Origin of the sequence: Streptomyces marinisediminis (assembly GCF_026262575.1) — a bacterium.
Lineage (GTDB): Bacteria > Actinomycetota > Actinomycetes > Streptomycetales > Streptomycetaceae > Streptomyces > Streptomyces marinisediminis.
The window spans coordinates 92,926-119,286 of sequence record NZ_JAPKFL010000007.1 but is presented as its reverse complement, the minus strand read 5'-3'; the positions used below and the strand labels follow the sequence as shown (position 1 = coordinate 119,286).

The 26,361-nt window shown below is 75.2% G+C and carries 27 protein-coding genes and 1 riboswitch; of the genes, 19 read left to right on the top strand and 8 right to left on the bottom strand.

Translation table 11 applies throughout. From position 1 onward, the window contains the following. Positions 1–104 precede the first annotated feature (104 nt). Positions 105–259: riboswitch (SAM riboswitch) on the top strand. The 6 genes from thrC to OSB71_RS08080 all read left to right on the top strand — a co-directional run bounded on the left by thrC (position 253) and on the right by OSB71_RS08080 (position 8,774). Continuing rightward, positions 253–1,596 carry a threonine synthase gene (gene thrC, locus OSB71_RS08105; RefSeq protein ID WP_265945839.1) on the top strand — a complete coding sequence of 448 codons (1,344 nt, stop codon included), beginning with the start codon at positions 253–255 and terminating at the stop codon, positions 1,594–1,596. Its footprint overlaps the riboswitch before it by 7 nt. A gap of 49 nt (positions 1,597–1,645) precedes the next feature. Next, on the top strand, positions 1,646–1,924 hold the full coding sequence (locus OSB71_RS08100) for a MoaD/ThiS family protein (protein ID WP_265945837.1): 279 nt from the start codon (positions 1,646–1,648) through the stop codon (positions 1,922–1,924). Between the two features lie 1,048 nt (positions 1,925–2,972). Next, positions 2,973–3,176, top strand: a complete 204-nt coding sequence (locus OSB71_RS08095; RefSeq protein WP_004929928.1) for a cold-shock protein — start codon at positions 2,973–2,975, stop codon at positions 3,174–3,176. Positions 3,177–3,461: 285 nt separating this feature from the next. After that, positions 3,462–5,090, top strand: a complete 1,629-nt coding sequence (gene groL, locus OSB71_RS08090; protein WP_265945815.1) for a chaperonin GroEL — start codon at positions 3,462–3,464, stop codon at positions 5,088–5,090. Positions 5,091–5,568: 478 nt separating this feature from the next. Further along, positions 5,569–7,062: an alanine/glycine:cation symporter family protein gene (locus OSB71_RS08085; RefSeq protein ID WP_265945813.1), complete on the top strand. Its 1,494-nt coding sequence runs from the start codon at positions 5,569–5,571 to the stop codon at positions 7,060–7,062. Between the two features lie 185 nt (positions 7,063–7,247). After that, positions 7,248–8,774, top strand: a complete 1,527-nt coding sequence (locus OSB71_RS08080; protein WP_265945811.1) for a hypothetical protein — start codon at positions 7,248–7,250, stop codon at positions 8,772–8,774. A 144-nt stretch (positions 8,775–8,918) separates the two neighbouring features. On the opposite strand, the gene OSB71_RS08075 is transcribed toward OSB71_RS08080, so the two are convergent. Together OSB71_RS08075 and OSB71_RS08070 are read right to left on the bottom strand one after the other, a co-directional pair. Continuing rightward, positions 8,919–9,338: an STAS domain-containing protein gene (locus OSB71_RS08075; RefSeq protein WP_265945809.1), complete on the bottom strand. Its 420-nt coding sequence runs from the start codon at positions 9,336–9,338 to the stop codon at positions 8,919–8,921. Between the two features lie 36 nt (positions 9,339–9,374). Then, on the bottom strand, positions 9,375–9,803 hold the full coding sequence (locus tag OSB71_RS08070) for an ATP-binding protein (protein WP_265945807.1): 429 nt from the start codon (positions 9,801–9,803) through the stop codon (positions 9,375–9,377). A 197-nt stretch (positions 9,804–10,000) separates the two neighbouring features. Between OSB71_RS08070 and OSB71_RS08065 the strand changes: the two genes are divergently transcribed. The 5 genes from OSB71_RS08065 to OSB71_RS08045 all read left to right on the top strand — a co-directional run bounded on the left by OSB71_RS08065 (position 10,001) and on the right by OSB71_RS08045 (position 15,492). Beyond that, positions 10,001–11,317: a PP2C family protein-serine/threonine phosphatase gene (locus OSB71_RS08065; protein ID WP_265945805.1), complete on the top strand. Its 1,317-nt coding sequence runs from the start codon at positions 10,001–10,003 to the stop codon at positions 11,315–11,317. Further along, positions 11,314–13,110 carry a sensor histidine kinase gene (locus OSB71_RS08060; RefSeq protein ID WP_265945803.1) on the top strand — a complete coding sequence of 599 codons (1,797 nt, stop codon included), beginning with the start codon at positions 11,314–11,316 and terminating at the stop codon, positions 13,108–13,110. The genes OSB71_RS08065 and OSB71_RS08060 overlap by 4 nt, the downstream gene beginning before the upstream one ends. After that, positions 13,107–13,553, top strand: coding sequence for a response regulator (locus tag OSB71_RS08055; RefSeq protein WP_265945800.1), 447 nt, complete (start codon positions 13,107–13,109; stop codon positions 13,551–13,553). Before OSB71_RS08060 ends, OSB71_RS08055 begins: the two co-directional genes overlap by 4 nt. Positions 13,554–13,722: 169 nt before the next feature. Then, a complete protein-coding gene (locus tag OSB71_RS08050; protein WP_265945798.1) occupies positions 13,723–14,895 on the top strand; it encodes a PP2C family protein-serine/threonine phosphatase in 1,173 nt (390 codons plus the stop codon). Positions 14,896–15,003: 108 nt separating this feature from the next. After that, complete coding sequence (locus OSB71_RS08045; protein ID WP_265945796.1) at positions 15,004–15,492, top strand: MarR family winged helix-turn-helix transcriptional regulator; 489 nt, start codon at positions 15,004–15,006, stop codon at positions 15,490–15,492. A gap of 292 nt (positions 15,493–15,784) precedes the next feature. On the opposite strand, the gene OSB71_RS08040 is transcribed toward OSB71_RS08045, so the two are convergent. Both OSB71_RS08040 and OSB71_RS08035 read right to left on the bottom strand, forming a co-directional pair. Continuing rightward, positions 15,785–16,294, bottom strand: a complete 510-nt coding sequence (locus tag OSB71_RS08040) for a MarR family winged helix-turn-helix transcriptional regulator (protein ID WP_265945794.1) — start codon at positions 16,292–16,294, stop codon at positions 15,785–15,787. 201 nt (positions 16,295–16,495) lie between these two features. After that, entirely contained in the window at positions 16,496–16,987 is a 492-nt protein-coding gene (locus OSB71_RS08035) for a hemerythrin domain-containing protein (RefSeq protein WP_265945792.1), read from the bottom strand. A gap of 150 nt (positions 16,988–17,137) precedes the next feature. Here OSB71_RS08035 and OSB71_RS08030 point away from each other — a divergent pair, with 150 nt between their 5' ends. Continuing rightward, positions 17,138–18,031, top strand: coding sequence for an RNA polymerase sigma factor SigF (locus OSB71_RS08030; protein ID WP_416237217.1), 894 nt, complete (start codon positions 17,138–17,140; stop codon positions 18,029–18,031). A gap of 54 nt (positions 18,032–18,085) precedes the next feature. Here the strand turns inward: OSB71_RS08030 and OSB71_RS08025 are convergent, their stop codons facing one another. Then, a complete protein-coding gene (locus tag OSB71_RS08025) occupies positions 18,086–18,769 on the bottom strand; it encodes a YqeB family protein (RefSeq protein WP_265945790.1) in 684 nt (227 codons plus the stop codon). Positions 18,770–18,975: 206 nt separating this feature from the next. On the opposite strand from OSB71_RS08025, the gene OSB71_RS08020 reads away from it, so the two are divergent. The 4 genes from OSB71_RS08020 (at position 18,976) to OSB71_RS08005 (ending at position 21,160) form a co-directional block, all read left to right on the top strand. Further along, positions 18,976–19,785 (top strand): AAC(3) family N-acetyltransferase, encoded by an 810-nt coding sequence (locus tag OSB71_RS08020; protein WP_265945788.1) that lies wholly within the window; start codon positions 18,976–18,978, stop codon positions 19,783–19,785. Positions 19,786–19,863: 78 nt separating this feature from the next. Then, positions 19,864–20,406 carry an NUDIX domain-containing protein gene (locus OSB71_RS08015; protein WP_265945786.1) on the top strand — a complete coding sequence of 181 codons (543 nt, stop codon included), beginning with the start codon at positions 19,864–19,866 and terminating at the stop codon, positions 20,404–20,406. Next, a complete protein-coding gene (locus OSB71_RS08010) occupies positions 20,403–20,645 on the top strand; it encodes a hypothetical protein (protein ID WP_265945784.1) in 243 nt (80 codons plus the stop codon). The genes OSB71_RS08015 and OSB71_RS08010 overlap by 4 nt, the downstream gene beginning before the upstream one ends. Before the next feature lie 137 nt (positions 20,646–20,782). Next, positions 20,783–21,160, top strand: a complete 378-nt coding sequence (locus OSB71_RS08005; RefSeq protein ID WP_265945782.1) for a hypothetical protein — start codon at positions 20,783–20,785, stop codon at positions 21,158–21,160. Positions 21,161–21,320: 160 nt separating this feature from the next. Here the strand turns inward: OSB71_RS08005 and OSB71_RS08000 are convergent, their stop codons facing one another. After that, the gene (locus tag OSB71_RS08000) at positions 21,321–22,310 is read right to left on the bottom strand and encodes a winged helix-turn-helix domain-containing protein (protein WP_265945780.1); all 990 of its coding nucleotides are present in this window, start codon (positions 22,308–22,310) and stop codon (positions 21,321–21,323) included. Positions 22,311–22,852: 542 nt separating this feature from the next. Between OSB71_RS08000 and OSB71_RS07995 the strand changes: the two genes are divergently transcribed. After that, on the top strand, positions 22,853–23,326 hold the full coding sequence (locus OSB71_RS07995; protein ID WP_265945778.1) for an RICIN domain-containing protein: 474 nt from the start codon (positions 22,853–22,855) through the stop codon (positions 23,324–23,326). Positions 23,327–23,440: 114 nt separating this feature from the next. Here the strand turns inward: OSB71_RS07995 and murQ are convergent, their stop codons facing one another. Together murQ and OSB71_RS07985 are read right to left on the bottom strand one after the other, a co-directional pair. Next, entirely contained in the window at positions 23,441–24,385 is a 945-nt protein-coding gene (gene murQ, locus OSB71_RS07990; RefSeq protein ID WP_265945776.1) for an N-acetylmuramic acid 6-phosphate etherase, read from the bottom strand. 109 nt (positions 24,386–24,494) lie between these two features. Next, a complete protein-coding gene (locus OSB71_RS07985; protein WP_416237219.1) occupies positions 24,495–25,463 on the bottom strand; it encodes a MurR/RpiR family transcriptional regulator in 969 nt (322 codons plus the stop codon). Positions 25,464–25,749: 286 nt separating this feature from the next. Here OSB71_RS07985 and OSB71_RS07980 point away from each other — a divergent pair, with 286 nt between their 5' ends. Together OSB71_RS07980 and OSB71_RS07975 are read left to right on the top strand one after the other, a co-directional pair. Beyond that, positions 25,750–26,085 carry a DUF8819 family protein gene (locus tag OSB71_RS07980; protein ID WP_265946072.1) on the top strand — a complete coding sequence of 112 codons (336 nt, stop codon included), beginning with the start codon at positions 25,750–25,752 and terminating at the stop codon, positions 26,083–26,085. Beyond that, complete coding sequence (locus OSB71_RS07975) at positions 26,082–26,357, top strand: DUF4031 domain-containing protein (RefSeq protein ID WP_265945772.1); 276 nt, start codon at positions 26,082–26,084, stop codon at positions 26,355–26,357. Before OSB71_RS07980 ends, OSB71_RS07975 begins: the two co-directional genes overlap by 4 nt. Positions 26,358–26,361 lie beyond the last annotated feature (4 nt).

Below are 26,361 nucleotides of genomic sequence, written 5' to 3'. Positions count from 1 at the left end.
CGCATCCACCGTCACGGCCGTCGGTTACAGTCTTGAACAGCGCACGTGACCTCCGCACGTCGGGGTCCGGCGTTTACGACAAACGCGCTGGTACAGCGCCATAGAGCTCATCCAGAGGGGCAGAGGGAACGGCCCGTTGAAGCCCCGGCAACCCTCCCGCGCGTCATTACGTCATCCCGGTCATCTCGGAGGCGAACCCGCCGTGGGGAAGGTGCCAATTCCGTCCCGTGGCGAAGGTCGCCGACGGGGAAGATGAGGAGAAAGGGCCTCGCCTCCATGGCCGTGAACACGGTTGCCAGCACCACCGACACCACCTCCGCCACCTCCGCCGACGCCCCCGCCGGAAGCGTCTCCCTCGGGCCCGCCGCCGCGCTGTCCTGCCGGGAGTGCGGGGAGCGCTCGCCGCTCGGCCCCGACTTCGCCTGCGGCGTCTGTTTCGGCCCGCTGGAGGTCGCCTACGAGCTGCCCACCGGGGACGCCGAGGGGCTGCGCCGGCGCATCGAGGCTGGTCCGGCCAGCATCTGGCGCTACGCGCCGCTGCTGCCCGTCCCCGAGGACGTCGCCGCCAAACCGAACACCAACCCCGGGTTCACCAAGCTGGTGCGCGCCGACAACCTCGCCCGCGAGCTGGGCGTCACCGGCGAACTGCACGTCAAGGACGACTCCGGCAACCCGACGCACTCCTTCAAGGACCGCGTCGTGGCGATCGCTGTCGAGGCCGCCCGCGCCTTCGGCTTCACCACGCTCTCCTGCTCCTCCACCGGCAACCTGGCCGGCGCGGTGGGCGCCGCCGCCGCCCGCGCGGGCCTGCGGAGCTGCGTGTTCATCCCGCACGACCTGGAGCAGGGCAAGGTCGTCATGGCCGCCGTCTACGGGGGCGAGCTGGTGGGCATCGAGGGCACCTACGACGACGTGAACCGTTTCTGCAGCGAGCTGATCGGGGACCCGGCGGGCGAGGGCTGGGGCTTCGTCAACGTCAACCTGCGCCCGTACTACGCCGAGGGCTCCAAGACGCTCGCGTACGAGATCTGCGAGCAGCTCGGCTGGCGGCTGCCGGACCAGCTCGTCATCCCGATCGCCTCCGGCTCGCAGCTCACCAAGATCGACAAGGGTCTGCGCGAGCTGATCGCGCTCGGACTCGTCGAGGACCGGCCGTACAAGATCTTCGGTGCCCAGGCCGCGGGCTGCTCGCCGGTCTCGCAGGCCTTCAAGGGCGGCCACGACGTGGTGCGCCCGGTGCGGCCCGACACCATCGCCAAGTCGCTGGCCATCGGCAACCCGGCGGACGGCCCCTACGTCCTGGACATCGCCCGGCGCACCGGCGGCGCGGTCGAGGACGTCACCGACGAGCAGGTGGTCGACGCCATCAAGCTGCTGGCCCGCACCGAGGGCATCTTCGCGGAGACGGCGGGCGGCGTGACCGTCGGCGTCACCCGCAAGCTCATCGAGAGCGGCCGGCTCGACCCGGCGCTGACCACGGTCGTCCTCAACACCGGCGACGGCCTCAAGACCCTGGACGCCGTGGCGCCCTCCTCCGGCCCCACCGCCGTCATCCGCCCCACGCTGGACGCGTTCCGCGACGCGGGCCTGGGCTGAGCCCGCCCCGCGCCCCCGCCTCCGCACGCACTCGACGAAGGAACCACCCATGAGCGTTAACGTCCGCATCCCCACGATCCTGCGCACCTACACCGGCGGGCGGGCCGAGGTCGCCGCCGAGGGCGCGACCCTGGGCGAGGTGCTGGCCGACCTGGAGAAGAACCACACCGGCATCGGCCCGCGCGTGCTGGACGACCAGGGCAAGCTGCGGCGCTTCGTGAACGTCTACGTCAACGACGACGACGTCCGCTTCGCCGAGGGCCTCCAGACGCCCACCCCGGACGGCGCGGGCGTCTCCATCATCCCGGCGGTCGCCGGCGGCGCCTGACCCCGGAAGCCGCCCCGCCGCCGACGGCCCGGGCCCCGCGCCGAGCGGGCCCGGGCCGTCGGCGTGCCGCCCGTGTCCGGGTGCCGCCCGTGTCCGTGCGGCGACGTCGTCGGCCGCCCCTTCCCCGCCGGCCGATGACGCCCTCGGCTGCGCGTCCGGGCTTCGACGTGCCGCGCGTCCCCGGCCCCGCCGCAGTGTGCCGCCGCAGTGTGCCCCGTGGAGCGCCACCGGGCACGCCGGTCACCGACGGTGCGCCCGGTGCGGCGGCGCCGATGGTCGTGGCGCGGGGGTGTTCGACGGGGTGCGGCGCTCGATGGCGTGTGGCGGCGGGGTGGCGTGCCGCGGTCGACGGGTCCGGTGGGTGGTGGAGCCCGGGTGCCGGCGGCTGCGCGGGGCTGGGCGCGCGCCGCTCGGGCCCGGCTGCCGTCCGGGCCCCGCCCCGCGGTGCCCGGCCTCTCGGCCGTGGCCCGTCGTGGCCCGTGGCCGCCCGCCGTTCGAGCTCCGAAGACCTGTTCCGGGGCAGCCGCAGGCCCCGGGGGAGGCCGGGGCGCGGGCCCGCGAGGGGGGCGGCGGCGCGTGCTCGCGGCAGCCCGTGGACGGCCGTCCGCCGTCGCTGCGGGTCGGCTGGGGCGCGAGGGGCGTGGGGGACGCGGAGGTCGACGGGCCCGGCCCGGGGTGGTCATTCCGCCTACCCGGAGGCGGTAGGGTGGGGGAGATTCCACGCCCCACCCGTCACACCGGTTCTGACGCATGCCCGCGCACGGTGTGGCGCGACAAGTCGTGCCCGAAATCGTAGAAACGTTCGTCCGGGTTACGCCCCATATGCCCGGCCGGGAGTGTCCCGGTTTGCGGAGCCTTGTGGGCCTCTTTCCGATCGGTTCTGCGCGGATTTCTCGTCTGATTGACCTGTTGCACAGGGCGTTCGTGCAGATACATTCAGCGGCGGTCGACGCGTTCCGGCGCACACCCCCCCGACCCAGGGGGTGAACTCTGACCCGGGTCCGCGGAGTGCGGGCTCGCGCAAGGGCCAGTAATAGGGGAGTTAGGAATGGCTCAGGGCACCGTCAAGTGGTTCAACGCGGAGAAGGGCTACGGCTTCATCGCGGTCGACGGTGGTGCGGACGTGTTCGTCCACTACAGCGCGATCCAGATGGACGGTTACCGCACCCTTGAGGAAGGGCAGCGGGTCGAGTTCGAGATCTCACAGGGCCAGAAGGGCCCGCAGGCGGACATGGTCCGCCTCTCCGCCTGAGCGGCGACCGTCTGATCCCGCAGGGGGCCCGGCCGACACCGGCCGGGCCCTTCGCCGTGTCCGCCCGCGCCGCCGCGCGGCCTCCGGGACGGCGGGCGCTTGCACTCGCGGGGGTCGAGTGCTAATCATGGGCTTAGCACTCTCCAGGTGAGAGTGACAAAGAAGGACCGTTCGGTGAGGTCCGCGAGGCTCGGTGGGAAGTGACCGCCAGGCCCCGCAGGCCGTCCGTCGCGGGCGCCAGCGCGGTCCGGAGCAATCCACCCCAGTCCGGGAGGACCACTTCACATGGCCAAGATCATCGCGTTCGACGAGGAGGCGCGGCGCGGCCTCGAACGCGGCATGAACCAGCTCGCCGACGCCGTCAAGGTCACGCTCGGCCCCAAGGGCCGCAACGTCGTGCTGGAGAAGAAGTGGGGCGCCCCCACGATCACCAACGACGGTGTCTCCATCGCCAAGGAGATCGAGCTCGAGGACGCCTACGAGAAGATCGGCGCCGAGCTCGTCAAGGAGGTCGCGAAGAAGACGGACGACGTCGCCGGTGACGGCACGACGACGGCGACCGTTCTGGCCCAGGCCCTGGTCCGCGAGGGCCTGCGCAACGTGGCCGCCGGCGCCAACCCGATGGCTCTGAAGCGCGGCATCGAGCGCGCCACCGAGGCCGTCTCCGCCGCCCTGCTGGAGCAGGCCAAGGACGTGGAGACCAAGGAGCAGATCGCCTCCACCGCCTCCATCTCCGCCGCCGACACCCAGATCGGCGAGCTGATCGCCGAGGCCATGGACAAGGTGGGCAAGGAAGGCGTCATCACCGTCGAGGAGTCGCAGACCTTCGGTCTCGAGCTGGAGCTCACCGAGGGCATGCGCTTCGACAAGGGCTACATCTCGGCGTACTTCGCGACCGACATGGAGCGCATGGAGACGGTCTACGACGACCCCTACATCCTCATCGCGAACTCCAAGATCGGCAACGTCAAGGACCTGCTGCCGCTGCTGGAGAAGGTCATGCAGTCGGGCAAGCCGCTGCTGATCATCGCCGAGGACGTCGAGGGCGAGGCGCTGTCCACGCTCGTCGTCAACAAGATCCGCGGCACCTTCAAGTCCGTCGCCGTCAAGGCCCCGGGCTTCGGCGACCGTCGCAAGGCCATGCTGGGCGACATCGCCATCCTCACCGGCGGCCAGGTCATCTCCGAGGAGGTCGGCCTCAAGCTGGAGAACGCCGGTCTGGAGCTGCTGGGCCGCGCCCGCAAGGTCGTCGTCACCAAGGACGAGACCACCATCGTGGACGGTGCCGGCGACAGCGAGCAGGTCCAGGGCCGCGTCAACCAGATCCGCGCCGAGATCGAGAACTCCGACTCGGACTACGACCGCGAGAAGCTCCAGGAGCGTCTGGCGAAGCTGGCCGGCGGCGTGGCCGTCATCAAGGCCGGTGCCGCCACCGAGGTGGAGCTCAAGGAGCGCAAGCACCGCATCGAGGACGCGGTGCGCAACGCGAAGGCCGCCGTCGAGGAGGGCATCGTCGCCGGTGGTGGCGTGGCTCTGCTCCAGGCGTCCGCCGTGTTCGAGAAGCTGGAGCTCGACGGCGACGAGGCCACCGGTGCGGCCGCCGTCAAGCTCGCGCTGGAGGCCCCGCTCAAGCAGATCGCGGTCAACGCCGGCCTCGAGGGCGGCGTCGTGGTCGAGAAGGTGCGCAACCTGACCGTCGGCCACGGCCTGAACGCGGCCACCGGCGAGTACGTGGACATGATCGCCGAGGGCATCATCGACCCGGCGAAGGTCACGCGCTCCGCGCTGCAGAACGCCGCGTCGATCGCCGCGCTGTTCCTGACCACCGAGGCCGTCATCGCCGACAAGCCGGAGAAGGCCGCGGCCGGCGCCGCCGACCCGACCGGTGGCATGGGCGGTGGCATGGACTTCTGATCCGGCTTCCTCCCGGACCAGCGGTTCGCCGTTCACACGGCCGCCAGGGCGGCTCCCCCACGGGGAGCCGCCCTTCGCCGTGTCCGGGCCCGTGCGCGGCGGGACGGCACCGGGCCGCTCCCGGGCCCCGTCCGGGCCCGTACGCGGCCGTACGCGGCCGGACGGGGCCTGGACTGGACCAAGGGGCGGCCGGGCCGGTCGGAGCGCGCCGGAGGGCGGCCGTACGCGGCCGGGCTCGGTCGCGCGCCCCGGTCGGCCCCGCCGTGCCCCCGCCGGACCCCGACGGCACCCTGGCCGGGCCCCGACGCGGCCCCCGCCGTGTCCACCATGTGAGAATCGGCACGCCCGGGGGCCTGGTCAGGCGCGGGGGGCGGTGGAAAGATGCCCGAAAGTCTGAAACGGCGCCCGGACACGCGACCCGTACCCGCCGCCGGACTCGGAAGCGAAGACCCCCACGAGGACGGACCCCTCCACCGTCATGAGCACGCTCGAAGACCTCGTCGTCAACGTCAACGACGCCTTCTGGACGTACCTGCTGGTGCCGCTCGTCGCGGTCGCGGGCCTGTACTTCACCCTGCGCTCGCGCGGCGCACAGTTGCGGCTGCTCCCGGACATGCTCCGGGTGTTCACGGACAAGTCGGCGCGCGGCGTCTCGCCCTTCGGCGCGTTCACGATCTCCGCCGCCGCGCGCATCGGCACCGGCAACGTCGCCGGTGTGGCCACGGCCATCACCCTCGGTGGGCCCGGCGCGGTGTTCTGGATGTGGATGATGGCGCTCATCGGCGGCGCGTCGGCGTTCGTCGAGTCCGTGCTCGCGCAGCTCTACAAGGCGCGCGGCAAGGAGCCGGGCACCTTCCGGGGCGGTCCGGCCTACTACATGGAGCGGGGGCTCGGGAAGCGCTGGCTGGGCGTGCTGTTCGCCGTCCTGATCACGCTCACCTTCGGCTTCGTGCTGACGGCCGTGCAGTCCAACACCATCGCGGTCGCGGTGCAGGGCTCGCTCGACGGCGTCGACGCGGGCTGGTTCCCGCCGGCGCTCGGTGTCCTGCTCGCGGTGCTGCTGGGGCTGGCGGTCTTCTTCGGCGTCAAGCGCCTGGCCGCCGTCACGACCGCGCTCGTGCCCGCCATGGCCTGCCTCTACCTGCTGCTCGGCACCGTGATCGTCGTGCTCAACGCCGACATGGTGCCCGGCATGCTGGCGGACATCGTCGGCGGCGCCTTCGGGTTCCGCGAGATCGCCGGCGGGGCCGTCGGCACGGCGATCCTCCAGGGCGTGCGGCGCGGCATGTTCTCCAACGAGGCGGGCATGGGTTCCGCGCCGAACGCGGCGGCCGCCGCCGACACCTCCCACCCCGTCAAGCAGGGGCTGGTGCAGACCTTCGGTGTGTACTTCGACACCCTCGTCGTCTGCACGATGACCGCGTTCGTCGTGCTCAGCGCCAACCCGACGCTCGGTGAGCGGGGCGGGGCGGACGTCACGCAGAGCGCGTTCGCCGGCACGCTCGGCGCGTGGGGCGGCCACGCGCTGACCGTCATCGTCTTCATGTTGGCCTTCAGCTCGATGATCGGTAACTACTACTACGGCGAGTCCAACATCGAGTTCATCACCCGTTCGGGGCGGGTCATGACCGGCTACCGGGCGGCCGTGCTGGCCTGCGTCGCGCTGGGGGCGATCGGCTCGGTGCCGCTGGTGTGGAGCCTGGGCGACATCACCATGGGCGCGATGGCGCTGGTCAACCTGCTGTCGATCCTGCCGCTCTCGGTGATCGCGTTCCGGCTGCTCGCCGACTACCAGGCGCAGCGGCGCACCGGTCTGGACCCGGTGTTCACCGCCGACCGCATCCCCGGACTGCGCGGCGTGGAGTGCTGGGAGCCGGCCGGGCGTCCCGCCGACGCCGCGAACGCCGACGCCGCAGACACCGACGCCGCGAACGCCGCGGAGGAGCCGCCGCCGCTGGCCACCGACCGCTGACCCGCCCGCGTCGCCACGGCGACGCGCCAGGCCGCCCCGGGGCGCCCGCGACCGCGCGGGCGCCCCGCGGCGCGTCGCGGGGTCCGCCGGGTGCCGTAGTCCGCGTGGTGGAACAGGCGGGTCGGGGGGAGGGTGGCGGGTACGCAGGGCGTCAGCCCACGCCCGGTCCGAGGTACGAGGTCCGCATGCAGTCTCCGAGCCCGGTGCTTCCCGGCCGCCAGCGGGAACGATTCCGCTTCGCGCTGCGGCAGCTCGACGCGCGCGGGGACCGGCCGGCGCTGTGGCTCGGCGGCACCGCGCTGGGCTACGTGCTGCTCCAGCTCGTGCTCGTCGTCCCCGGCCTCGGGCTCGGCTGGGACGAGACGGTCTACGTGAGCCAGGTGGACCCCGACCGCCCGGCCGCCTACCTCAGTGCGCCGCGCGCCCGGGGCGTGAGCTACCTCGTCGCGCCCGTCCTCGCGCTCACCGACGCTCAGCCGGCGCTGCGGCTCTACCTCGCCGCGCTCTCCGGCCTGGCGCTGTTCCTCGCGCTGTGGGTGTGGCGGCGGCTGCTGCCCCCGCCGGTACTGGCGCTGGCCGGGGCGCTGTTCGCCACGGTGTGGATCACGCTGTTCTACGGGCCCCAGGTGATGCCGAACCTGTGGGTGGCGTTCGCCACGCTCGCGGCCGTCGGCTGCTTCCTGCGCGTCGCCGACGACCCCGGGGAACGCGGCGCCCTGGCCGGGCTGGCCCTCGCCCTCGCCGCTGCCGCGCTGCTGCGCCCGCCGGACGCCGCCTGGCTGGCCCTCGCGCTCGGCGCGGCCGCCCTGGCCGTGCCCGGCTGGCGCCGCCCGCCGCTGCTGGCCGCGGTCGTGCTCGGGCCGCTGGCGGGCGTGGCCCCGTGGGTGGCCGAGGCCCACGCCGCCTACGGGGGGCTGTTCGCGCGGCTGGAGCGGGCCAGCGAGATCCAGGGCGGCATGGGGTGGCACCTGGCCTTCGACGACCAGCTCGTCGCCCAGGCGGGCCGCTCCCTGTGCCGCCCGTGCACCGTCGGCTGGGAGCACCCCGTCACCGGCCTGTGGTGGCTGGCGCTGCCGGTGGCGGTGGCCCTCGGCGTCGTCGCGGTGTGGCGCGTCCGCGGGGTGCGGCGCCGGCGGCGGACGCCGGTCGTCCTGGCGACGGCGACCGGGCTGACGCTGGCGGTGCCCTACCTGCTGCTGATCGACTACGCGGCGCCCCGGTTCCTGCTGCCCGCCTATGCCCTGCTGATGCTGCCGGTGGCGTTCGGGCTGGTGCGGCTGGCCTGCGGCGGACGGCGCGGCGTGCGGCCGGTGGTCGCGGGCGCGCTGGCGCTGGTGCTGGCGGGGCACCTGGCGGTGCAGGCGGGCGTCGCCCACGGGGCGGCGGCGCGGAGCGGGGCGGCGGGGGAGGCCGTGGCCGCGGTGGCCGCCGAGCTGAACCGGGCGGGGGTGCGGCCGCCGTGCGTGGTGTCCGGGCACGACGCGGTGCGGGTGGCCTACCGGGCCGGGTGCGCCTCCCGGCAGCCCGCCGGGCACGACGAGAGCATCACGGCCGCCGGGCTGCGGGCGCTCGCCGAGCGGCGACCGGTGGCGGTGCTGGTCGCCGACGGCGGGGAGCCGCCCCGGCACGCGCGCGGCTGGCGGGCCGTGCCGCTGCCGTCGTGGTCCTCCTCGCCGTCGTACGTGGCGTACGTCTCCCCCTCGGCGCGGTGAGCGGTCGCGGGGTGGGCGAGGGGACGACGGGTGGGGGCGCGGCGTGCGGTCGCGCGGTGGGCGGGGCCGCGCCGGCCGGGCGCGCGGTGAGCGGTGGACGCGGCGCGGTGGCGCGGGGCGCGGTGGGCGAGGGTGCGGCGGGGCTCAGACGCCGGAGGGGCTGAGCCGGCCGTCGGACGGCGGCCAGGCCGGGCGCAGGTCCAGCGGGACGGCGCCGACGGCCTCGCCCGGGGTGGGGAAGCAGCGGAAGAGGTGACGGGTGCCGGTGAGGGCGAACAGCTCCATGATGCGGCTGCCGACGCCGGCCAGCAGCAGCGAGCCGTTCAGCCGGCGGCACAGCCAGTTCAGCGACAGCAGGCAGTTCAGGCCGCGCGAGTCGCAGAAGGACAGCGCCGTGAGGTCCAGCACGAGGTGGTGGCGGCCGTCGTCGACGAGGTCACCGGCGCGGCGCAGGAGCTGCTGTTCGGTGGAGACGTCCAGCTTGCCCGCGACGCGCAGCATGGCGCACCCCTCGGTACGGACGACGTCCGTGAGAGTGAGTCGGTCCGGGTCGCTCAGCACCATCGGCTCCGTTGCTGGATACGTGTTCGTACCTCCAAGCTAACCCGCCGCCGTGGCCGTCGCCGCCGCGAGCCCCGTGCGGCACGGCACGTCGGCCCACACCCGCTTGCCGGGGCCGTGCGGCTCGACGCCCCAGCGGCTGGCCAGGCGCTCCAGGATCTGCAGGCCCAGTCCGCCCGTGCCCGAGGTGAGGTCGGGCGCCCGGCGCACCGGCCGGCGCGGGCTGGCGTCCTGGACCGACACCTGCACGCCGTCAGGCGAGGGGGACAGGCACAGGGCGGCGTCGCTGTCCGCGTGGCGGTGGGCGTTGGTCACCATCTCGGAGACGAGGAGGACGACGACGTCGGTGCCGTCCGCATCACAGCCCCACCGGCGCAGCGTCGACCGGGTAAGGTCGCGAGCGCGGGCGAAGGCGCCGGGTGCCCTGGGCACGTTCCAGATGAGGGTGGGTGCTCCGGTCACGGTCATCCGCCGTAACCCCCTTCCGCGTGGAGTGTGCTGCTCGTGCGGATTCCCGGCGCGGGGGGTGGCAAACGGCCGCGGGCGTGAACCGGGGGCCGTGCGCCGACTCCTTTGGGTCGGTGCAATTATTCGTAAGCGGCAAGTATCCTCACTTGCCGCACGCGTCGGCGAACCGGCGACCGAAGGATATCGGAGGTGGGGCAGTGGCGAGCGCCGTCGGTGTGCCCGGCCCGGACGACCTCGCGGCGGATGTCCCCGGGTCCACGGCCGCGACCGGGGAAGTGTCCGGCACCGCGGACGCGGACCCCGCCGGGGCCCGCACCCCGCGCCCGCGCCGGACCGCCGAGACGGCGGTGCCGGAGGTGCTGCTGGTCGAGGACGACGACGGGGACGCGCTGCTGGTGGAGGAGCTGCTGCTGGACAGCGGCGTCACCGTGGAGCTCACCCGGGCCCGCTCGCTGGCCGACGCCAAGGCCGCGCTCGCCGAGGCCCCGGCCCCGCACTGCGTGCTGCTGGACCTGCACCTGCCGGACGGGCAGGGCGTGGACGTGGTGCAGCAGATGCTCGGCCTCGCGCCGCGCGCCGCCGTGGTGGTGCTCACCGGTCTGGCCGAGGAGGACGCGGGCCTGGCGGCCGTCTCGGCGGGAGCCCAGGACTATCTGGTCAAGGGCCTGTTCGAGCCCGCGCTGCTGGGGCGGGCCATCCGGTACGCCATCCAGCGGCGCCAGATAGAGCAGGCGACGGCGGCACTCCAGGCCAGCCAGCTCCGGGCGCAGGAGAACCGGCGGCTGGAGCGCGGACTGCTCCCGTCGCCCCTGCTGCGCAGCCGCGTCGTGGACGTGGTGGCCCAGTACGAGCCGGGGCGCGAACAGGCGCTGCTGGGCGGGGACTTCTACGACGTCGTGGCCACCGAGGACGGCACCGTGCACGCGGTCATCGGCGACGTCTCCGGGCACGGCCCGGACGAGGCGGCGCTCGGGGTGTGCCTGCGCGTCGCCTGGCGCTCGTTCACGCTGGCCGGGGAGAGCGGGCCCGCGGCGCTGCGGCTGATGCAGGAGCTGCTGGTGGCCGAGCGGACCCGGCCGGAGATCTTCGCCACGGTCACCACCGTCGAGCTGGCGCCCGCGCGCGGCACGGCCCGGGTGATCCGCGCCGGGCACCCGCCGCTGTTCCTGCGGGACGCGGCACGCCCGGCCGTCGGACTGCTGGACCCGGCGACCGGCCCCGCGCTCGGCCTGCTGCCCGAGGGGCTGGCGCGGTGGCCCGAGGAGGAGGTGGCGCTGCCGTCCGCCGGAGCCCTGGTGCTCTTCACCGACGGTCTGTTCGAGGGCCGCTGCGGGGAGCGGGGCGAGCGGCTGGGCGAGGACGGGCTGCTGGAGCTCGCCCGCGGACACGCCGACCGGTCGGGCGCCGATTTCGTCCCCGCGCTGATCGCCCAGACGCGGTCGCTCTCGGAGCGGCACGGCGGACACAGCGACGACGTGGCCGTCGTCCACCTGGCATGGGAGCAGAGCCGATGAGCACGATGTCCCGCCCGCCCGGGCCCCGACTGACGGTGCGCGGGTGGCTGCACCTGGTCGTCGCCGTGATCCTGCTGTTCGTCGTGGGGTGCGCGGTCGGCGGCGCCGCGCTGCTGGCCCGCGGCGCGGCGCACACCGACGACCTGGTGGAGCGCGTGCAGCCCGCCCGCACCGACGCCTACCGGCTGCAGAAGGCGCTGCTGGACCAGGAGACGGGGCTGCGCGGCTACGTCATCGGCCGCGACGAGGCGTGGCTGGAGCCCTACACCGCCGGGGTTTCCGACGAGGCCGACGCGCTGCGGCGGCTGCGCCCGGCGCTCGCGGGCGACGACACCCTGGCCGGGGACCTCGCCGCAGTCGAGCGCCTGGCCGGCCAGTGGCGCCGCGAGCACGCCGAGCCGATGATCGACCAGGTCGGGGCGGGCGAGGTCTACACCGAGTCGGACCCGGAGATGCGCGCCAGCAAGCAGGCCTTCGACCGGCTGCGGGACGCCTTCGACGTCCAGGAGGAGCATCTGCTCCAGGCCCGCCTGGACGCGCAGGCCGAGATGGAGGCCGCGGACACCACGCACACCTGGCTGCTGGCGGGCATGCTGGTGGCCTTCGTCGCGGTCGCCGTGGCCCTGTCCTTCCTGCTGCACCTGGCCGTGCTGCGCCCGCTGCGCGCGCTGCGCGTGAGCGTCCAGCACGTGGCGGGCGGCGAGGTCGCGCGCCGCATCCCGGCGAGCGGTCCTGCGGACCTGCGCGCGGTGGCCGAGTCGGTGGAGGCGATGCGCGAGCACATCGTCGCCGAGCTGGACGCCGCCCGCGGGCGCGAGGCGCTGCTGCAGCGGCAGGCCGAGGAGCTGGACCGGCACACCACCGAGCTGGAGCGCTCCAACGCCGAGCTGGAGCAGTTCGCCTACGTCGCCTCGCACGACCTCCAGGAGCCGCTGCGCAAGGTGGCCTCCTTCTGCCAACTCCTGGAGAAGCGGTACGGCGGCGAGCTGGACGAGCGGGGCAAGCAGTACATCGACTTCGCCGTGGACGGCGCCAAGCGCATGCAGGGGCTCATCAACGACCTGCTGACCTTCTCCCGCGTCGGCCGGCTGCACGACGCCCGCGAGCACGTGCCGCTGGGCGACGCGCTGGACCGGGCGCTCGCCAACCTCGGCTCCGCGGTCGAGGAGAGCGGCGCCGCCGTGGAGCGGCCGGAGCGGCTCCCGGCGATCACCGGGGACCCGAACCTGCTGACGATGCTGTGGCAGAACCTTCTCGGCAACGCGGTGAAGTTCCGCCACCCGGAGCGGCCGCCGCGGGTACGGGTCACCGTGGAGGCGTGCGAGGGGGGCGTCGGCCCCGGGGCCGACGCGGGGCCGGGCTGGCTGCTGTGCGTCACCGACAACGGCATCGGGGTGCCGGCGGAGTTCGCCCAGAAGGTGTTCGTGATCTTCCAGCGGCTGCACGGCCGGGACGCGTACGCGGGCACCGGTATCGGACTGGCGCTGTGCAAGAAGATCGTCGAGCACCACGGCGGCACGATCTGGCTCGACACCGCGCACACCGGCGGCACGCGGGTGTGCTTCACCCTCCCGGCACCCCCCGGCACCGGCCCCGCCGCGCTGACGGACGCCGACGCGGCCGACGGCGCTGCCACCGACGCCGGTGCCGATGCCGGTACCGGCGCCGCCCCGGCCGGCGGTGCCGCCGCCCCCGCCGGCGCCCGCACCGAAGCCGTCGCCTCCGACGGCACGCCCGCCGCCTCCGCGACCGAGGCCGGCGAGCCCTCCCCCTCCCCAGGAGCCACCACATGAACAGCACTCCCGGCCACAAGCCCATCGAGGTCCTGCTCGTCGAGGACGACCCGGGCGACGAGCTGATGACCCGCGAGGCGTTCGAGGACAACAAGATCGGCAACGTTCTGCACGTCGTGCGGGACGGCGAGGAGGCGCTGGACTTCCTCTACCGGCGCGGCCGGTACGACACCGCGCCGCGTCCCGACCTGATCCTGCTCGACCTGAACCTGCCCAAGTACGACGGGCGGCAGGTGCTGGAGAAGATCAAGGAGGACCGCGAGCTCACCCACATCCCCGTGGTGGTGCTCACCACGTCCTCGGCGGAGGAGGACATCCTGCGCAGCTACCAGCTCCACGCCAGCGCCTACGTCACCAAGCCGGTGGACCTGGAGCAGTTCATCGCCGCGATCCGCAAGATCGACGAGTTCTTCGTCACCGTGGTCCGCCTGCCGCGCGGCTGAGCACGCCGTACGACGCTCCGGGTCCGCCGCCGGACCGGGGCGTGCGCACCGCGAGCCGTACCCATTGGTTGACTGGCAGCAACTGTTGTCGTGCGGTGTAAGATCATTGCCACATCGACCGCCCCTCCGGAAGCCCCGGCTCGCCGGTCGGCCCGGACGGGAGCACACAGTGGACCGATACCTCGCCGTGGAACGCGCGCTGCGCGCCGCCGCACCGCACCGGCTGCTCGACGTCGTCGCCGCCGCGCTCCGCGAGCAGTACGGCGCCGACCACGTCGAGCTGCGCCTGGCCGACTACGGTCTGACCTCCCTGCAGTCGGTGCGCGGCGTGCCGCTGGAGGTCGACTCGGTCCGCATCCACGACAGCCCGCAGGGCCGCGCCTTCGGCTCGCAGGAGCCGCACGTGGTCAGCGCGCCGGACACCCCGGCCGTCACGGCGCACCTGCCGGTCACCGCCCGCGGCGACCGCATGGGCGTGCTCTCCGTCACGATGCCCGCGGACCGCTTCGACCAGACCGTGCTCCCGGAGATCGCGCACGTCTGCGCGGCACTGGGCCACGAGATCCTGGTCGCCGAGCGCGACACCGACCTCTACCGGCTCGCCCGCCGCGCCGCCCGGCTCACGCTGGCCGCCGAGATGCAGTGGCAGTTGCTGCCCGGCCGCTCCTTCTCCCGCGAGGAGTTCGCCCTCGGCGCCCACCTGGAGCCCGCGTACGCCATATTCGGCGACAACTACGACTGGTCCTGCTCCGCCGACCACCTGACGCTGACCGTCACCAACGGCATGGGCACCGGCATAGAGGCCGCGCTGCTCACCAACCTCGCCGTCAACGCGCTGCGCAACGCCCGCCGCGCCGGGACCTCGCTGGCCGACCAGGCCGCCCTGGCCGACCAGGCCGTCTACGCCCAGTACCGGGGCGCCGCCTACGTCTCGGTGCTCCTGCTCCGCTTCGACCTGGCCACCGGTGAGGTGGAGGCCGTCGACGCGGGCTCCCCGCGCCTGTGGCGCCAGCGCGAGGCCGCCGTCGAGCGGGTCGACTTCGACGCCCAACTCCCGCTGGGCATGTTCGAGGACACCGACTACCGGGCCGAGCGCTTCCGCGTCGAACCCGGCGACCGCCTGCTGTTCGGCAGCGACGGCGTCTACAACACCGCGGCCCCGGGCGGCGAGTGCTACGGCGAACGCGCCCTCGCCCGCGCGCTGACCGCCGCCCGGCTGCTGCCGCCCACCCAGGTGCCCAGCGCCCTCCTGCGCGAACTGGCCGCCCACCGGGGGGAGCAGCCGCTGGACGACGACGCGCTCGTGGTGTGCCTGGACTGGTACGGCCGCGCCTCCGGGTGAGGCCGTCCGGGTGACCTCGCGCGGCTGACGGCACGCGGCCGCATTCCTCGCGCCCGACGGGGCATGCGCAGGGAGCGAGCGTGTCCGCGATCACGAGGGGGCCTCTGGGTGGAGAGGCGACAGGAGAGCGGGACCGAGTCCGAGCCGGATGCCCGGGAGGTGGCGGCCGTCCTGGTCCGGCTCTGGGAACGAACCGAGACGGCCTCCGACGAACCCCTCTCCAGAGCGCAGCGGCGCACGCTCGCGGTGGTCGGCACGGTCGGCCGCGCCACGCCGGGGCTGCTGGGGGCGCGGCTGGGCGCGGCGGCGCCGTCGGTGAGCCGCCTGTGCGGACGGCTGGAGTCGGCCGGGCTGCTGGCCCGCTCGCCTCCCCCCGGCGACCAGCGGCGCACCGCCTACGTCCTGACGGCGGCCGGCCGGCGGATGCTGGGGCAGACCAGGGCCCGCCGCCTGGCGGTGCTCGGACACGCCCTGCGCGGCGGCGACCCGGCCCGGCGCCGGCAGCTCGCGGCGGCCTTCCGGGAGCTGCGCGAGGCGCTCACCGCCGCTGTGACGCGCGAGCCGCCACCCTCCCACCCCGACCACTGCCCACCCTGACGACCCCGGCGCGGCGCCCGGCCGGCGCGGCGCCGCTCGCGCGCGGAACCGGCCGTGGCGCGGGCGAGTTGGCGGGACGGCATGCCGTACGCGGGCCGACCGCGGCGCCGGGTGCGCCGCGCGGGCTGGGCGGCGGCGTGCCGTGTGCGGTGGCGCGGTGAGCGCGGCGGCGGGCGCGGTGCGGGCACGGGGAGGCGGCGTGGTGTGCGGGGCGGATGCGGTGGCGCGGTGGGTGCGGTGGGCACGGTGCCGCAGGAGGTGGCGGCGGCCGCGGCGCGTGGGGGAGAGAGCGTCAGGCGGAGCGGACCGCCGTGCCGTCGGACCGGGGGCCGCCCTGCGCGGCGGAGCCGTAGCCCGCGGCCGTGCGGAAACCCGTCAGACCGGCGGCCAGCGCCTTGCGCGCCGAGGGCTTCATCGCGGAGATGACCTGCACGAGCACCTCCTCGCGCTGCGCCCGCAGGTCGTGCAGGTAGTCGCGGGCGGGCGGGGTGAGCCGCAGTTCCAGCTCGCGGCGGCTCACCGGGCTCGGCGCACGCTCGACGAAGCCGACCGCCTCCAGCCGGTCGCACAGCCGGCTCACCGAGGAGGGCGCCGACCCCAACTGCGAGGCCAGCGTGCGCAGGTTGATGCCCTCCTCGCGTTCGAGGATGTAGAGCACCCGTAGCTGCGAGGCGGAGACCGGGGCGGAGGAGACGGCGTCGCGCCCGCGTTCCCACAGCAGTTCCAACAGCTCGATGACCTCGCACGCCGCCTCGGCGGCCGCGCATGCCTCGCGGTGCGGGGGAACGGAATTCACGGTCATCAGTGCGACACTCCGATCAGCGATACCCGAGCCGACCTGTCTCTCGCGCTTGCCGCCCGGCCTGCCCTACCACCCTAACGGCGACCACCGTCACCGGCGTCGCCAGGCCGTGAGCGGAATTCTTCGCTCCGGTCGCTTCGGCGCCGTGGCCCAGGGCCCCGCGCGGACGCGCACCGGGCCCGCGGGCCGCCCCGGGTCCGCCTAGGAGGAGACGAGCGCGCGGACGTTCTCCACGCTGCCGCAGTCGGCGGCCAACCGCTCCGCGCGCACCGTGGCGAACGCCTCGCCGAGCTGGGCCCTGCGGTCGTCGGCCACGTGCAGCCGGGCGTCGTTGAGCAGGGTGCGCTCCTCCTCGTCGAGGTGGTGGCTGACGGCGGTGACGAGCGCCTCCAGCCTCTCGTCCCACTCCGCGGAGCCGACCTCCGCGACCTCCAGCAGGGCGAGCAGCGCCTCGTTCCCCTCCTCGTGCTCCTCCACGCCGTGCTCGACCTCGTCGTCGTCGACCTTCTTGTAGCGGCGCAGCGCGGGGTAGACCTTCCGCTCCTCCGCCTCGGCGTGCGCGATGAGCAGCCCGGCGAACTCCCTGAGCGCCCCGGCCCGGTCGCTCTCCACGTCCCGCATGGTGCGGAACAGCTCCTCCATCCTGCGGTGGTCGCGCAGGATCAGTTCGACGACATCGGTGCTGGATGACACGCTGGCTCCTCCCGGTCCTTGGGTACGCTGCGACTGCTACCCCGCTTCCGGCGCCGCAGACCTGGCGACTCCCGCAGCGTCACACTTGCGTAACGACAACAATTGTGGATAGGAAGGAAGCGTCCGGTCAGCCCAACGCTAGGAGGACTCGTGTACACGGCAACGAAAAACGAGGCCACGACCATCGAGGAGTCCGCCCCGGCCGTCGAGGCGTCCGACACGGCGATCGCCGAACCCGCCGCCGAGCCGCTGCCCCACGTGGCGGACCCGAGCGCGGTGAGCCCCGGCGACGCGCGCGAGCTGTCGAAGCACTTCTTCGTCCGCCTCCGGGAGCTGGAGGAAGGCACGCACGAGTACCAGTACGTGCGCAACACCCTGATAGAGCTCAACCTCTCCCTGGTCCGGTTCGCCGCCGGCCGCTTCCGCAGCCGCGGCGACTCCATGGAGGACATCGTCCAGGTCGGCACGATCGGTCTGATCAAGGCGATCGACCGGTTCGACCTGGAGCGCGGGGTGGAGTTCCCCACCTTCGCCGTGCCCTACATCGTCGGTGAGATCAAGCGGTTCTTCCGCGACACGAGCTGGGCCGTCCACGTCCCGCGGCGGCTCCAGGAGCTGCGGATCGACCTGGCCCGGGCCACCGACAAGCTCTCCACCGCGCTGCACCGCGCGCCGACGCCGCAGGAGCTGGCCGAGGAACTCGGGCTCGGCGTCGACGAGGTCATCGAGGGCATCATCGCCAGCAACGGCTACGCGGCCGGCTCCCTGGACACCCCGGCCACCGAGGGCGACTCCGGAGCCCCGCAGCCCATCGCGGAGCGCGTCGGCGACGAGGACCCGGCGCTGGAGGCCGTCGAGAACCTGCACACCCTCGCCCCCCTGCTGGAACAACTGGACGAGCGCGAACGGACGCTGGTGAACCTGCGCTTCGGCGCGGAGATGACCCAGGCCGAGATCGGCGCCGAACTGGGCATCTCGCAGATGCACGTCTCCCGGCTGCTGTCGCGCATGCTGGCCAAACTCCGCCGCCAGATGCTGGCGTGACCCCGGCACCCGCCCGCCCCGCCCGGAGCCGCACCGCTCCGGGCCGAGCGGCGCCTACCGCCGCGGAGGCGCCGTGCGCCAGTACTGGCGGTGGCGCTCCTCGCGGACGACGACGCCGAGCCGGGCCAGCTCCCGGCGCAGCTCGCGGGTGTCGGCGCCGTCCTTGGCCTTGAGCGCCCGCTCGCGCGCCCTCAGCAGCGCGTCGGCCCCCTCGGGCAGCCCGGGCGACTCCGGCACCCAGCGGCGGAACTCCGCCGCGTGCGGGTCGCCCTCCGTCCACGGGTAGCCGTGGGCGGTGAACGCGGCGGCCAGGCGGTGGGCGGCGAGGTCGCACTCCTCGCGGGCCAGTTCGCCGCCGTCCCGGTCCAGCAGCACCAGCCGCTCGCCGTCCCGGAAGACGCCGCCCACCGCCTCGCGCGGGAAGTCCTCGCTCTCGCCCTTGAGCGTGAGGCGGACGCCGTCCCCCGAGACCGCCACGCGCAGCGACTCGTGGTGGGCGACGAGGCTCAGCGTCAGCCCCAGCAGCGCGCCCACCACCACCGTGCCGACCGTCAGCCACGGCTCGGGGACGGACGTCAGCAGCTCCGCGGGCCCCTGCAACGGCGCCCACGGCAGGCCCACGAGCCACTGCGCGAGCAGCCTCACCAGCCAGCCGCCCGCCGCGCCGACCGCCGTGAACGCGGGTGTGAGCCAGGGCGGTTGAGCCACCACCGTGGTGTTGTCGTGCGTCGCCTCCATGGCGTCAGCGTAGGCGACGGGCGGCGGCCCGGCTGTCGCCGGACGATCCGGGGCGCGCGGCCGGGTTCCCCGGCCCGGGACCGGCGCCCGTGCCCGCCGGTCGTCGCGGCGCGACCGCTCCGGCGCCCCGGCCCGGTGTCCACGCCCCGGCCCGGGGCCGCGGTCTCGGTTCACCCCGGGCGTCTCCGTGCGTCACACTCACACCGATGACCACACCAGGCCCCCGCGACCCACTGTGCACGCGCGACTCACTCGCCACCGACCTGCGCGCCCTCGGCGTCCGCCCGGGCGAAACGCTGCTGGCGCACTCCTCGCTCAGCGCGCTGGGCTGGGTCAGCGGCGCCGCGGTCGCCGTCGTGCAGGCGCTGCTCGACGTGCTCGGCCCGCACGGCACGCTCGTCGTCCCCACCCACTCCGGGGACAACTCCGACCCCGCGTGCTGGCGGAACCCGCCCGTGCCCGAGCCGTGGTGGCCCCGGGTCCGCGCCTCCCTGCCCGCCTACGACCCGCGCACCACGCCCACCCGCGGCGTGGGCGTCGTCCCCGAGACCGTCCGCTCCTGGCCCGGCGCCCTGCGCAGCGCCCACCCGCAGACGTCCTTCGCCGCCGTCGGCCCCCTGGCGACCGCCATCACCGACGGCCACGCGCTCGACTGCCGCCTGGGCGAACGCAGCCCGCTGGCCCGGCTGGAGGAGGCCGACGCCCGGGTCCTCCTGCTCGGCGCGGGCTACGCCTCCTGCACCGCGTTCCACCTGGCCGAGTACCGCGTGCCCGGGAGCCGGGTGGACGTGTCCTTCGCCGTCACCACGCCGGCCGGGCGGCGCTGGCACACCGTCCGCGACACCTCGGTCAGCGACGAGCGCTTCGCCGACCTGGGCGCGGCCTTCGAGGCGGCGCACCCGGTGCGGCGCGGCGCCGTGGGCGCCGCCGACGCCCGCCTGTTCCCGCTGGCGGACGCCGTCGCCTACGCCACCGACTGGCTCCCCGTCCACCGGCCGCGGCCCTCACCCGGGTGAGGGCCACGGCCGGTGGACGGGGTAGCCCACACGGGAAAGTGGGCCCCGCCGGACGGTGATCCGGGGTACGACTGGGGTATGACCACCATGCGTGACGAGGCCGCCCTCGGGCGGCCGTTCCCCCTGCCGCGAGCCGACTACCTGGCCACGCTGCCGAAGGCCACCGTGTACGCGTGCTGCTACTTCACCGACGTCCACGGGCGCGCCCTCGGCCTGCGCTCGGTGTTCACCAAGCGGGCGTGGCAGCTCCCGGGCGGCAACATGGACGCGGGGGAGGACCCGTTCCAGACGGCCGTGCGCGAGACGTACGAGGAGACGGGGCTGCGCGTGACCGGCCCGCGCCCCCTGCTGCTGGTCCACTACGTGCGCGGGGACGACGCGCAGGCGCCCACGGCCAAGGTCGGCTTCTGCTTCGACGGGGGCACGCTGACCGACGACCGGCTCGCCGCCCTCCGCCTCGACCCCGAGGAGCACGACCGCTGGGCCGTCGAGGACTGGCCGACGTGGGAGCGGCTGCTGGGTCCGGAGGACTACCGGCGCCTCGCGGCGATGGCCGAGGCGCGGCGCACCGGCCGCACCGGCCTGCTGGTCAGCGAGCCCGGCCGGGGCGAGGGCCGGTGACGGACGACGAGCAGCCCGCGTCCGACCCCCCGGGGGTGACGTGCCGCTTCTGCCTCGGCGGCGGCCTCACCCCGCGCGCCTGGGCCTACGCCGCCGGCCCCGACCCGTTCTCGGCCCCGGCCGAGACGGTGCTGCGCTCGGGCCAGTGCAAACACTGCCTGGGCACCGGCGCCTACGACGCCGACCTCGACCCGTCGCTCGACGACTACCGCGACCCGGGCCCCGACCCGCGCGCGTGAGCGGCGCCCGCGGCCGACTCCCCCACCGTGCCGGGCCGTGGGGCGCGGAGTGCTTCGACGTCGCTCGAAAGGTCTTCCCGGCGCCGTCGCGCCCCGCCTAGCGTCAGGCCACGATCTTTCCACCGAGGAGGAGAGCGGTGCGACGCACGACGTTCGCGGCGCTGGGCCCGGCCGCCACGCCGGCCCCGGCCTCGCCGACCGGCGCCGCGGCCCGGGCTGCGGCGCCCGCGGCCCGGGGGGACGACCGCTGCCCCAGCGGCCACCTGCGTGTCGTCGACGGGCACGACGGTACGGGCCCCGTGGCCTGGTTCCGCTACGGCACCCCGGACCTGCGGCAGCGGGGCCCGGACCGGCGCGTCGGCTCCCGCCGGAACCGGATGCCGAGCCCGGCCCGGGCGCTGTACGACCGGTTCGGCCGCATCGGGCACCGCGCCGGCCCGCTCGCCGCACGCGGAAACCCGAGCGCGAGTGGGACCGGCCGGGCCCGGTCGGTCGACCGGTACGTCTGCGGCTGACCCCGGCGCCCGCCCCCGGGCCCGGGGCCTGCGGGGGGCCGGGCCCGGGGGCGGCGGCCCGGGGAGCGGGGACGGGCCCGGGGGACGGGGGCGGCCCGGGGGGCGGCTGCGGCGGGGCACCGCCGGCACCGCCGCCCGGGCCGACCGTGAGCCACGCCCGTCACGTTGCCACGGGGGCTCCGCCGAGCAGCGCGTGGCCGAGCGGCGTGGCGGTGTGCAGCACGCACGGTCCCGCGCGCCGGGAGGCGATCAGGCCCGCTTCCCGCAGCACGGCGGCGTGATGGCTGGCCGTGGCCAGGGAGACGCCGGCGCGGTGCGCCACTTCCGTGGTCGTCCGCTCGGCGGTCAGGCTCTCCAGGATCGCGGCCCTGGTCCGGCCGAGCAGGCACCCCAGGGAGGGGCCGCGCACGCCGTGGCCCGCGCTCCAGGACAGGCCGTCGGCCGCCCGGGGCATCGGGTACACCAGCACCTGCGGGAGCCCGGGGTCGCTCAGCAGCCTGGGGCGGCCCCGGCAGAAGAAGGACGGCAGCACCAGGATGCCGCGCCCGCCGAGGTGCACGTCCCGGTCGCCGCGTCCGTCGTGCACGGTGAGGACCGGGGGGCGCCAGACGAGGTCGCCGTGCAGGCCCCCCAGCAGCTCGGAGAAGTCCGCACAGGCCAGGCGGCGGACGTTCGCCGTGCGCTCGGCTTCGAACAGGTCGCACACCCGCGCCCAGTACGGGGCCAGGGCGACGCGGTGGTACGCGGCCAGCCCGTCCGCCAGCCGGTGCAGCGTCCCGGCGTCGCCCTCCGCCAGCGGCCGCGCCCACGGTGGCAGGGGCTGTCGCCGCGCGAGGCGCGCCATGTCCTGGCGCAGCCGCGGGCGCGGGGTCGCGAGCACGGCCGCGATGCCCGCCTCCAGCCCGCCCTCGCCCGCCGCCGGCGTCAGGAAGTCCGGGGGGTCGCCCAGGGGCGGGGCCAGGGCCAGCACGGCGCGCGCCGAGGGGCCGAGCCGACTCCACACGGCCCGCCGCCAGCGGCCGAACACCAGCCCCGCGTCGGTCGACTGCAACACCTGCATGCTCAGCCGCGCCTCCCACATGGGGTCCGGCGCCCGCGCCAGTCTGATGCGGGTGTGGTCATCTGCGCTGAAGTGGATGCGCGACGGCATATCCAACCCCCGTGGACAGGAACGGTTCACGCGGTACAGCGCCACGGATATCGGACGGCGGATGTTCGACGTCGGACCGTCCGCGGTTAACAAACAAACGACGAACGCGGCCGACCCCGTGGCCGCTCGGCGCTCCCCGGGCCCGGGCGCGTGGCCCCCGTCGGGCGGCTGGTCCGACCGCCGTGGGGCCGCACCGGGCGGCGTCCGCCGCGCGGCGGGGTGTGGCGTGGGGCGCGGTGCGGCGTGGGGGGTGGGGCACGCGGCGCGTGGCGAGGAGCCCCGCTGCCGCCGCACCGTCGCCCGCCCCGGGGCGCCGCGTCGCCCTCGGCGGAGCCGGAAGCGCCTCGCCCGCGTCCCCCGGCCGCGCCCCGCCCCGCGCTCCTCGCCCGCGGGGGCCGCCTGCCGGCCACCTACGGAGCGTGCCGCACGTATGTCCGCATTCGACCCTGCTCGAAAGGATTGCCGGGCATCGCCTCGCGGCGGAGAGTGACGGACGAGCGACTCCGCGGCGGAGGCACCGTCGGGGAGCGAGGGAGGCAGACATGAAACGTGGCGCAATCGGCCTGAGCATGGCCACCGTGCTGCTGGGCGGCCTGTCCGTGGCGGCGGCGGCCCCCGCACCGGGGCAGGGGGAAGGGGACGTGTCCGCCGCGGCGGTGCAGACGTTCCGCAACGAGGCGACCGGGAAGTGCCTCGACGACAGCCACCAGTACGGGACGCGTGGCTACACCTGCAACGGCGGCATCTGGCAGGAGTGGGAGGTGACTCGGTGGGGGGACAACACACGGCAGTTGAAGAGCCGCGCCACCGGGCAGTGCCTCGTCAACACCTCCAACAACGATGCCCAGACGTACACCTGTGACAAGTCCCGGCAGCAGAGCTGGTTCGTGGACCGGTGGAACGACGGCACCATCCGCTTCCGGAACCAGGCCACGGGCAGGTGCCTGGACCACAGCAACTCCTACGGGCTGCGGACCTACATCTGCAACACCACCGAGTGGCAGAGCTGGTACTGAGCCGGACGGCGCACGCTGACCGCCGCCCGGCCGTGACCGCGCGCGGTGGACGGCGTGCCGGGGCGCGGGCGCGGCGCGGTGACGTGCCGCGCCCGCGCGCCGCCCGCCGGAGCGTCAGCGCGGCGCGACAGGGCGGCCGTTCGCGCGCTCCAGGGCGCGGCGCAGGTGGCCGTCGGCGTCGGCCAGCAGACGGGCGGCGCGGTCGGCGTCGACCGGGGCGAGGAGGGTGAGGATGGCGGGCTTGACCTCCCCGCCGGTGGCCCGGAGCGCCGCCTCGACCTCGGCCGGGTCCGCGCCGGTCGCCAGCGCGACGATGCGCCGCGAACGGGCGTGCAGCTTCGCGTTGGAGGCGCGCACGTCGACCATCAGGTTCCCGTAGGTCTTGCCCAGCCGGATCATCGTGATCGTCGAGAACATGTTCAGCGCCAGCTTCTGCGCCGTGCCCGCCTTCAGGCGCGTGGAGCCGGCGACGACCTCCGGCCCCGTGACGATCTCGATCCCGTGCTCGGCCGCCGCGCCGAGCGGGGAGCCGGCGTTGCCGGAGAGGCCGACGGTCAGCGCGCCCAGCCGGCGGGCGTGCTCGACGGCGCCGACGGCGTACGGGGTGCGGCCCGAGGCGGAGACGCCGAGGACCGTGTCGGTGGCCGTGAGGCCCAGCTCGTCGAGGTCGGCGGCGGCCAGCCCGGCGTCGTCCTCGGCCCCTTCGACCGCCGTCACCAGCGCGCGCCGCCCGCCCGCGATCAACCCCACCACCTGGCCAGGCGCCGTGTTGAAGGTGGGCGGGCACTCGCTGGCGTCGAGCACGCCGAGCCGTCCGGCCGTGCCGGCGCCCGCGTAGACGAGCCGCCCGCCGCGCGCCATGCGCTCCGCCGCGGCGTCGATGGCGGCGGCGAGCTGCGGCAGCCGCGCGGCGACGGCGGCGGGGACGGTGGCGTCCTCGGCGTTCATCAGGGTGGCGAGCTCCAGCGTCGGCAGCCGGTCGATCTCGGCCAGCTCCGGCCGGTACGCCTCGGTGGTGAGGGCGTCGAGCCGGGGCTGCGGCTCGCGGGGCGCGGTCATGCTGCGGGGGTTCTCCGTGTCGTCGTGTCGCTGTGTCGCTGTGTCGCTGTCGGCGTCGTGGCGGTGGCGCGGTGGGTGCGCCGGGGTCCGGGCGGCGTCGGGCGCGTCGTCAGCGGCCCGGGTCGTGGCGGTGGGCGAGCGCCTCGTAGGAGGCGGAGAGCGCGGGGGCGGCCGCCTCGTAGGTGCGCTGGGCGACGCCCACGAACAGGCAGTCCACCACGAGGAGCTGGCCGGTGCGGCTCGACATGGCCGCCGGGCGCAGCTCGGACTCCCGTGCGGTGGAGGTCGTCAGCACGTGGTCCGCGTACTGCGTCACCTCGCCGTCCGGACGCCCGGTGACGGCCACCGTCGTCGCGCCGCGCTCGAAGGCGACGCGCAGCGGCTCGATTACGTCCACCGTGCGCCCGGAGTGGGTGACCGCCACCGCCACGTCGCCGGTCCTGAGCTGCACGGCCCCGGTGACGGCCAGGTGCGGGTCGGCGTGGGCGTGGGCGATGAGGCCGATGCGCAGCAGCTTCTGCGCGAGGTCCTGCCCCACCAGGGCGGACGCGCCGCTGCCGTAGACGTCGATGCGGCGGGCGGCGGCGAGCGCGGTGACGGCGGCCTCGACCTGCGCCGGGTCCAGCACGGCGGCGGTGTCGCCGAGCGCCTGCCGCTCGTCGCGCGCCAGCTTGGCGATGACGTCACCGACCGCGTCGTCGACGGCGATGTCGGAGGTGAGGGCGGGCGCGGCCCCGGACGCCTGCTGCGCGGCCAGCCCGGCGAGCGCCAGCCGCAGGTCCCGGTAGCCGGGGTAGCCCAGCACGCGGGAGGTGCGCACGACGGTGGCCTCGCTCGTCCCGGTGCGCTCCGCGAGCCCGGTGACGGTGAGCGCGGCGCACCCGGCCGGGTCCTGCGCCACGGTCTCGGCCACGCGCTGCATGGAGCGCGTCATGGTCGGCACGAGCGTGCGGACCTTGGCCGCGAGTCCGGCGGGGTCGGGCGTGCCGCGCTTCGGCGGTGGCCCCGGCCGAGGGTGGGCCGCGGGGTGGCGGGCGGGTCGGGCGGCGGCGGGGCCGCCTTCGGCGGTTTCCTTCATCACACTCCTCATGCGGCGGAAGATATTTTCGGCCACCCGGTGCGTCAAGGGTTCCCGGCCGATGCGGTGCAATGGGGGCATGGACCCGCACGAACCCCACGAACCGCACGCCTCCGGGAACCCGCAGGACCCGCAGGACCCGCAGAGTCCCCAGAACCCGCAGAACTCCCAGAACCCCCAGGGCCCGCGCCGTGCGGACACCCCGGACACCCCGGACGGACCGAACACCCCGGGCGGCCCGCGCGGCGGCGGGGGCGGGTGGTCCGAGGACGGCGTCGAGGCCGCGCTGCACACCGCGCGGGCGCTGATCCTCGCCGACCTCACCGCCCTCGACGTGGCCGGACCGGAGAACGTCTCGCTGGTCGAGGAGGCGGTCACGCACCGCCGCTGGTGGGCCGGCCAGTGGCCGCAGGGCGCCGCGTTCCTGCCGGGCCTCGTCGCCCAGGACGTGCAGGACGGCCTGCTGGAGCGCAGCGGACGCTGGCCGCTGTGCCCCCTGTGCCCGGACACCGAACCGCACGCGCTGGCCGTCGAGCCGGAACTCGGTGAGGACCCGCACTGGGTCTGCGGCCGGACGGCCACGGTCGTCGCACCCGTCGGCGGGCTCGGGGACCGGGCGTGACGCTCTACATCGACCCGCCGACCTGGCCCGGCCACGGTCGGCTGTGGTCGCACCTGATCAGCGACGTCTCCTTCGCGGAGCTGCACGCCTTCGCCGCGGAGCTGGGCGCTCCGCCGCGCGCGTTCGACCGCGACCACTACGACCTGCCGGCCACCCGGTACGCCGACGCCGTCCGGCTGGGCGCGGTGGCCGTCAGCAGCCGCGAACTCGTGCGCCTGCTGACCGCCACCGGGCTGCGCCGGCCCAAGGGCCGCCCGGCGCCGCGCCCGTAGGGGC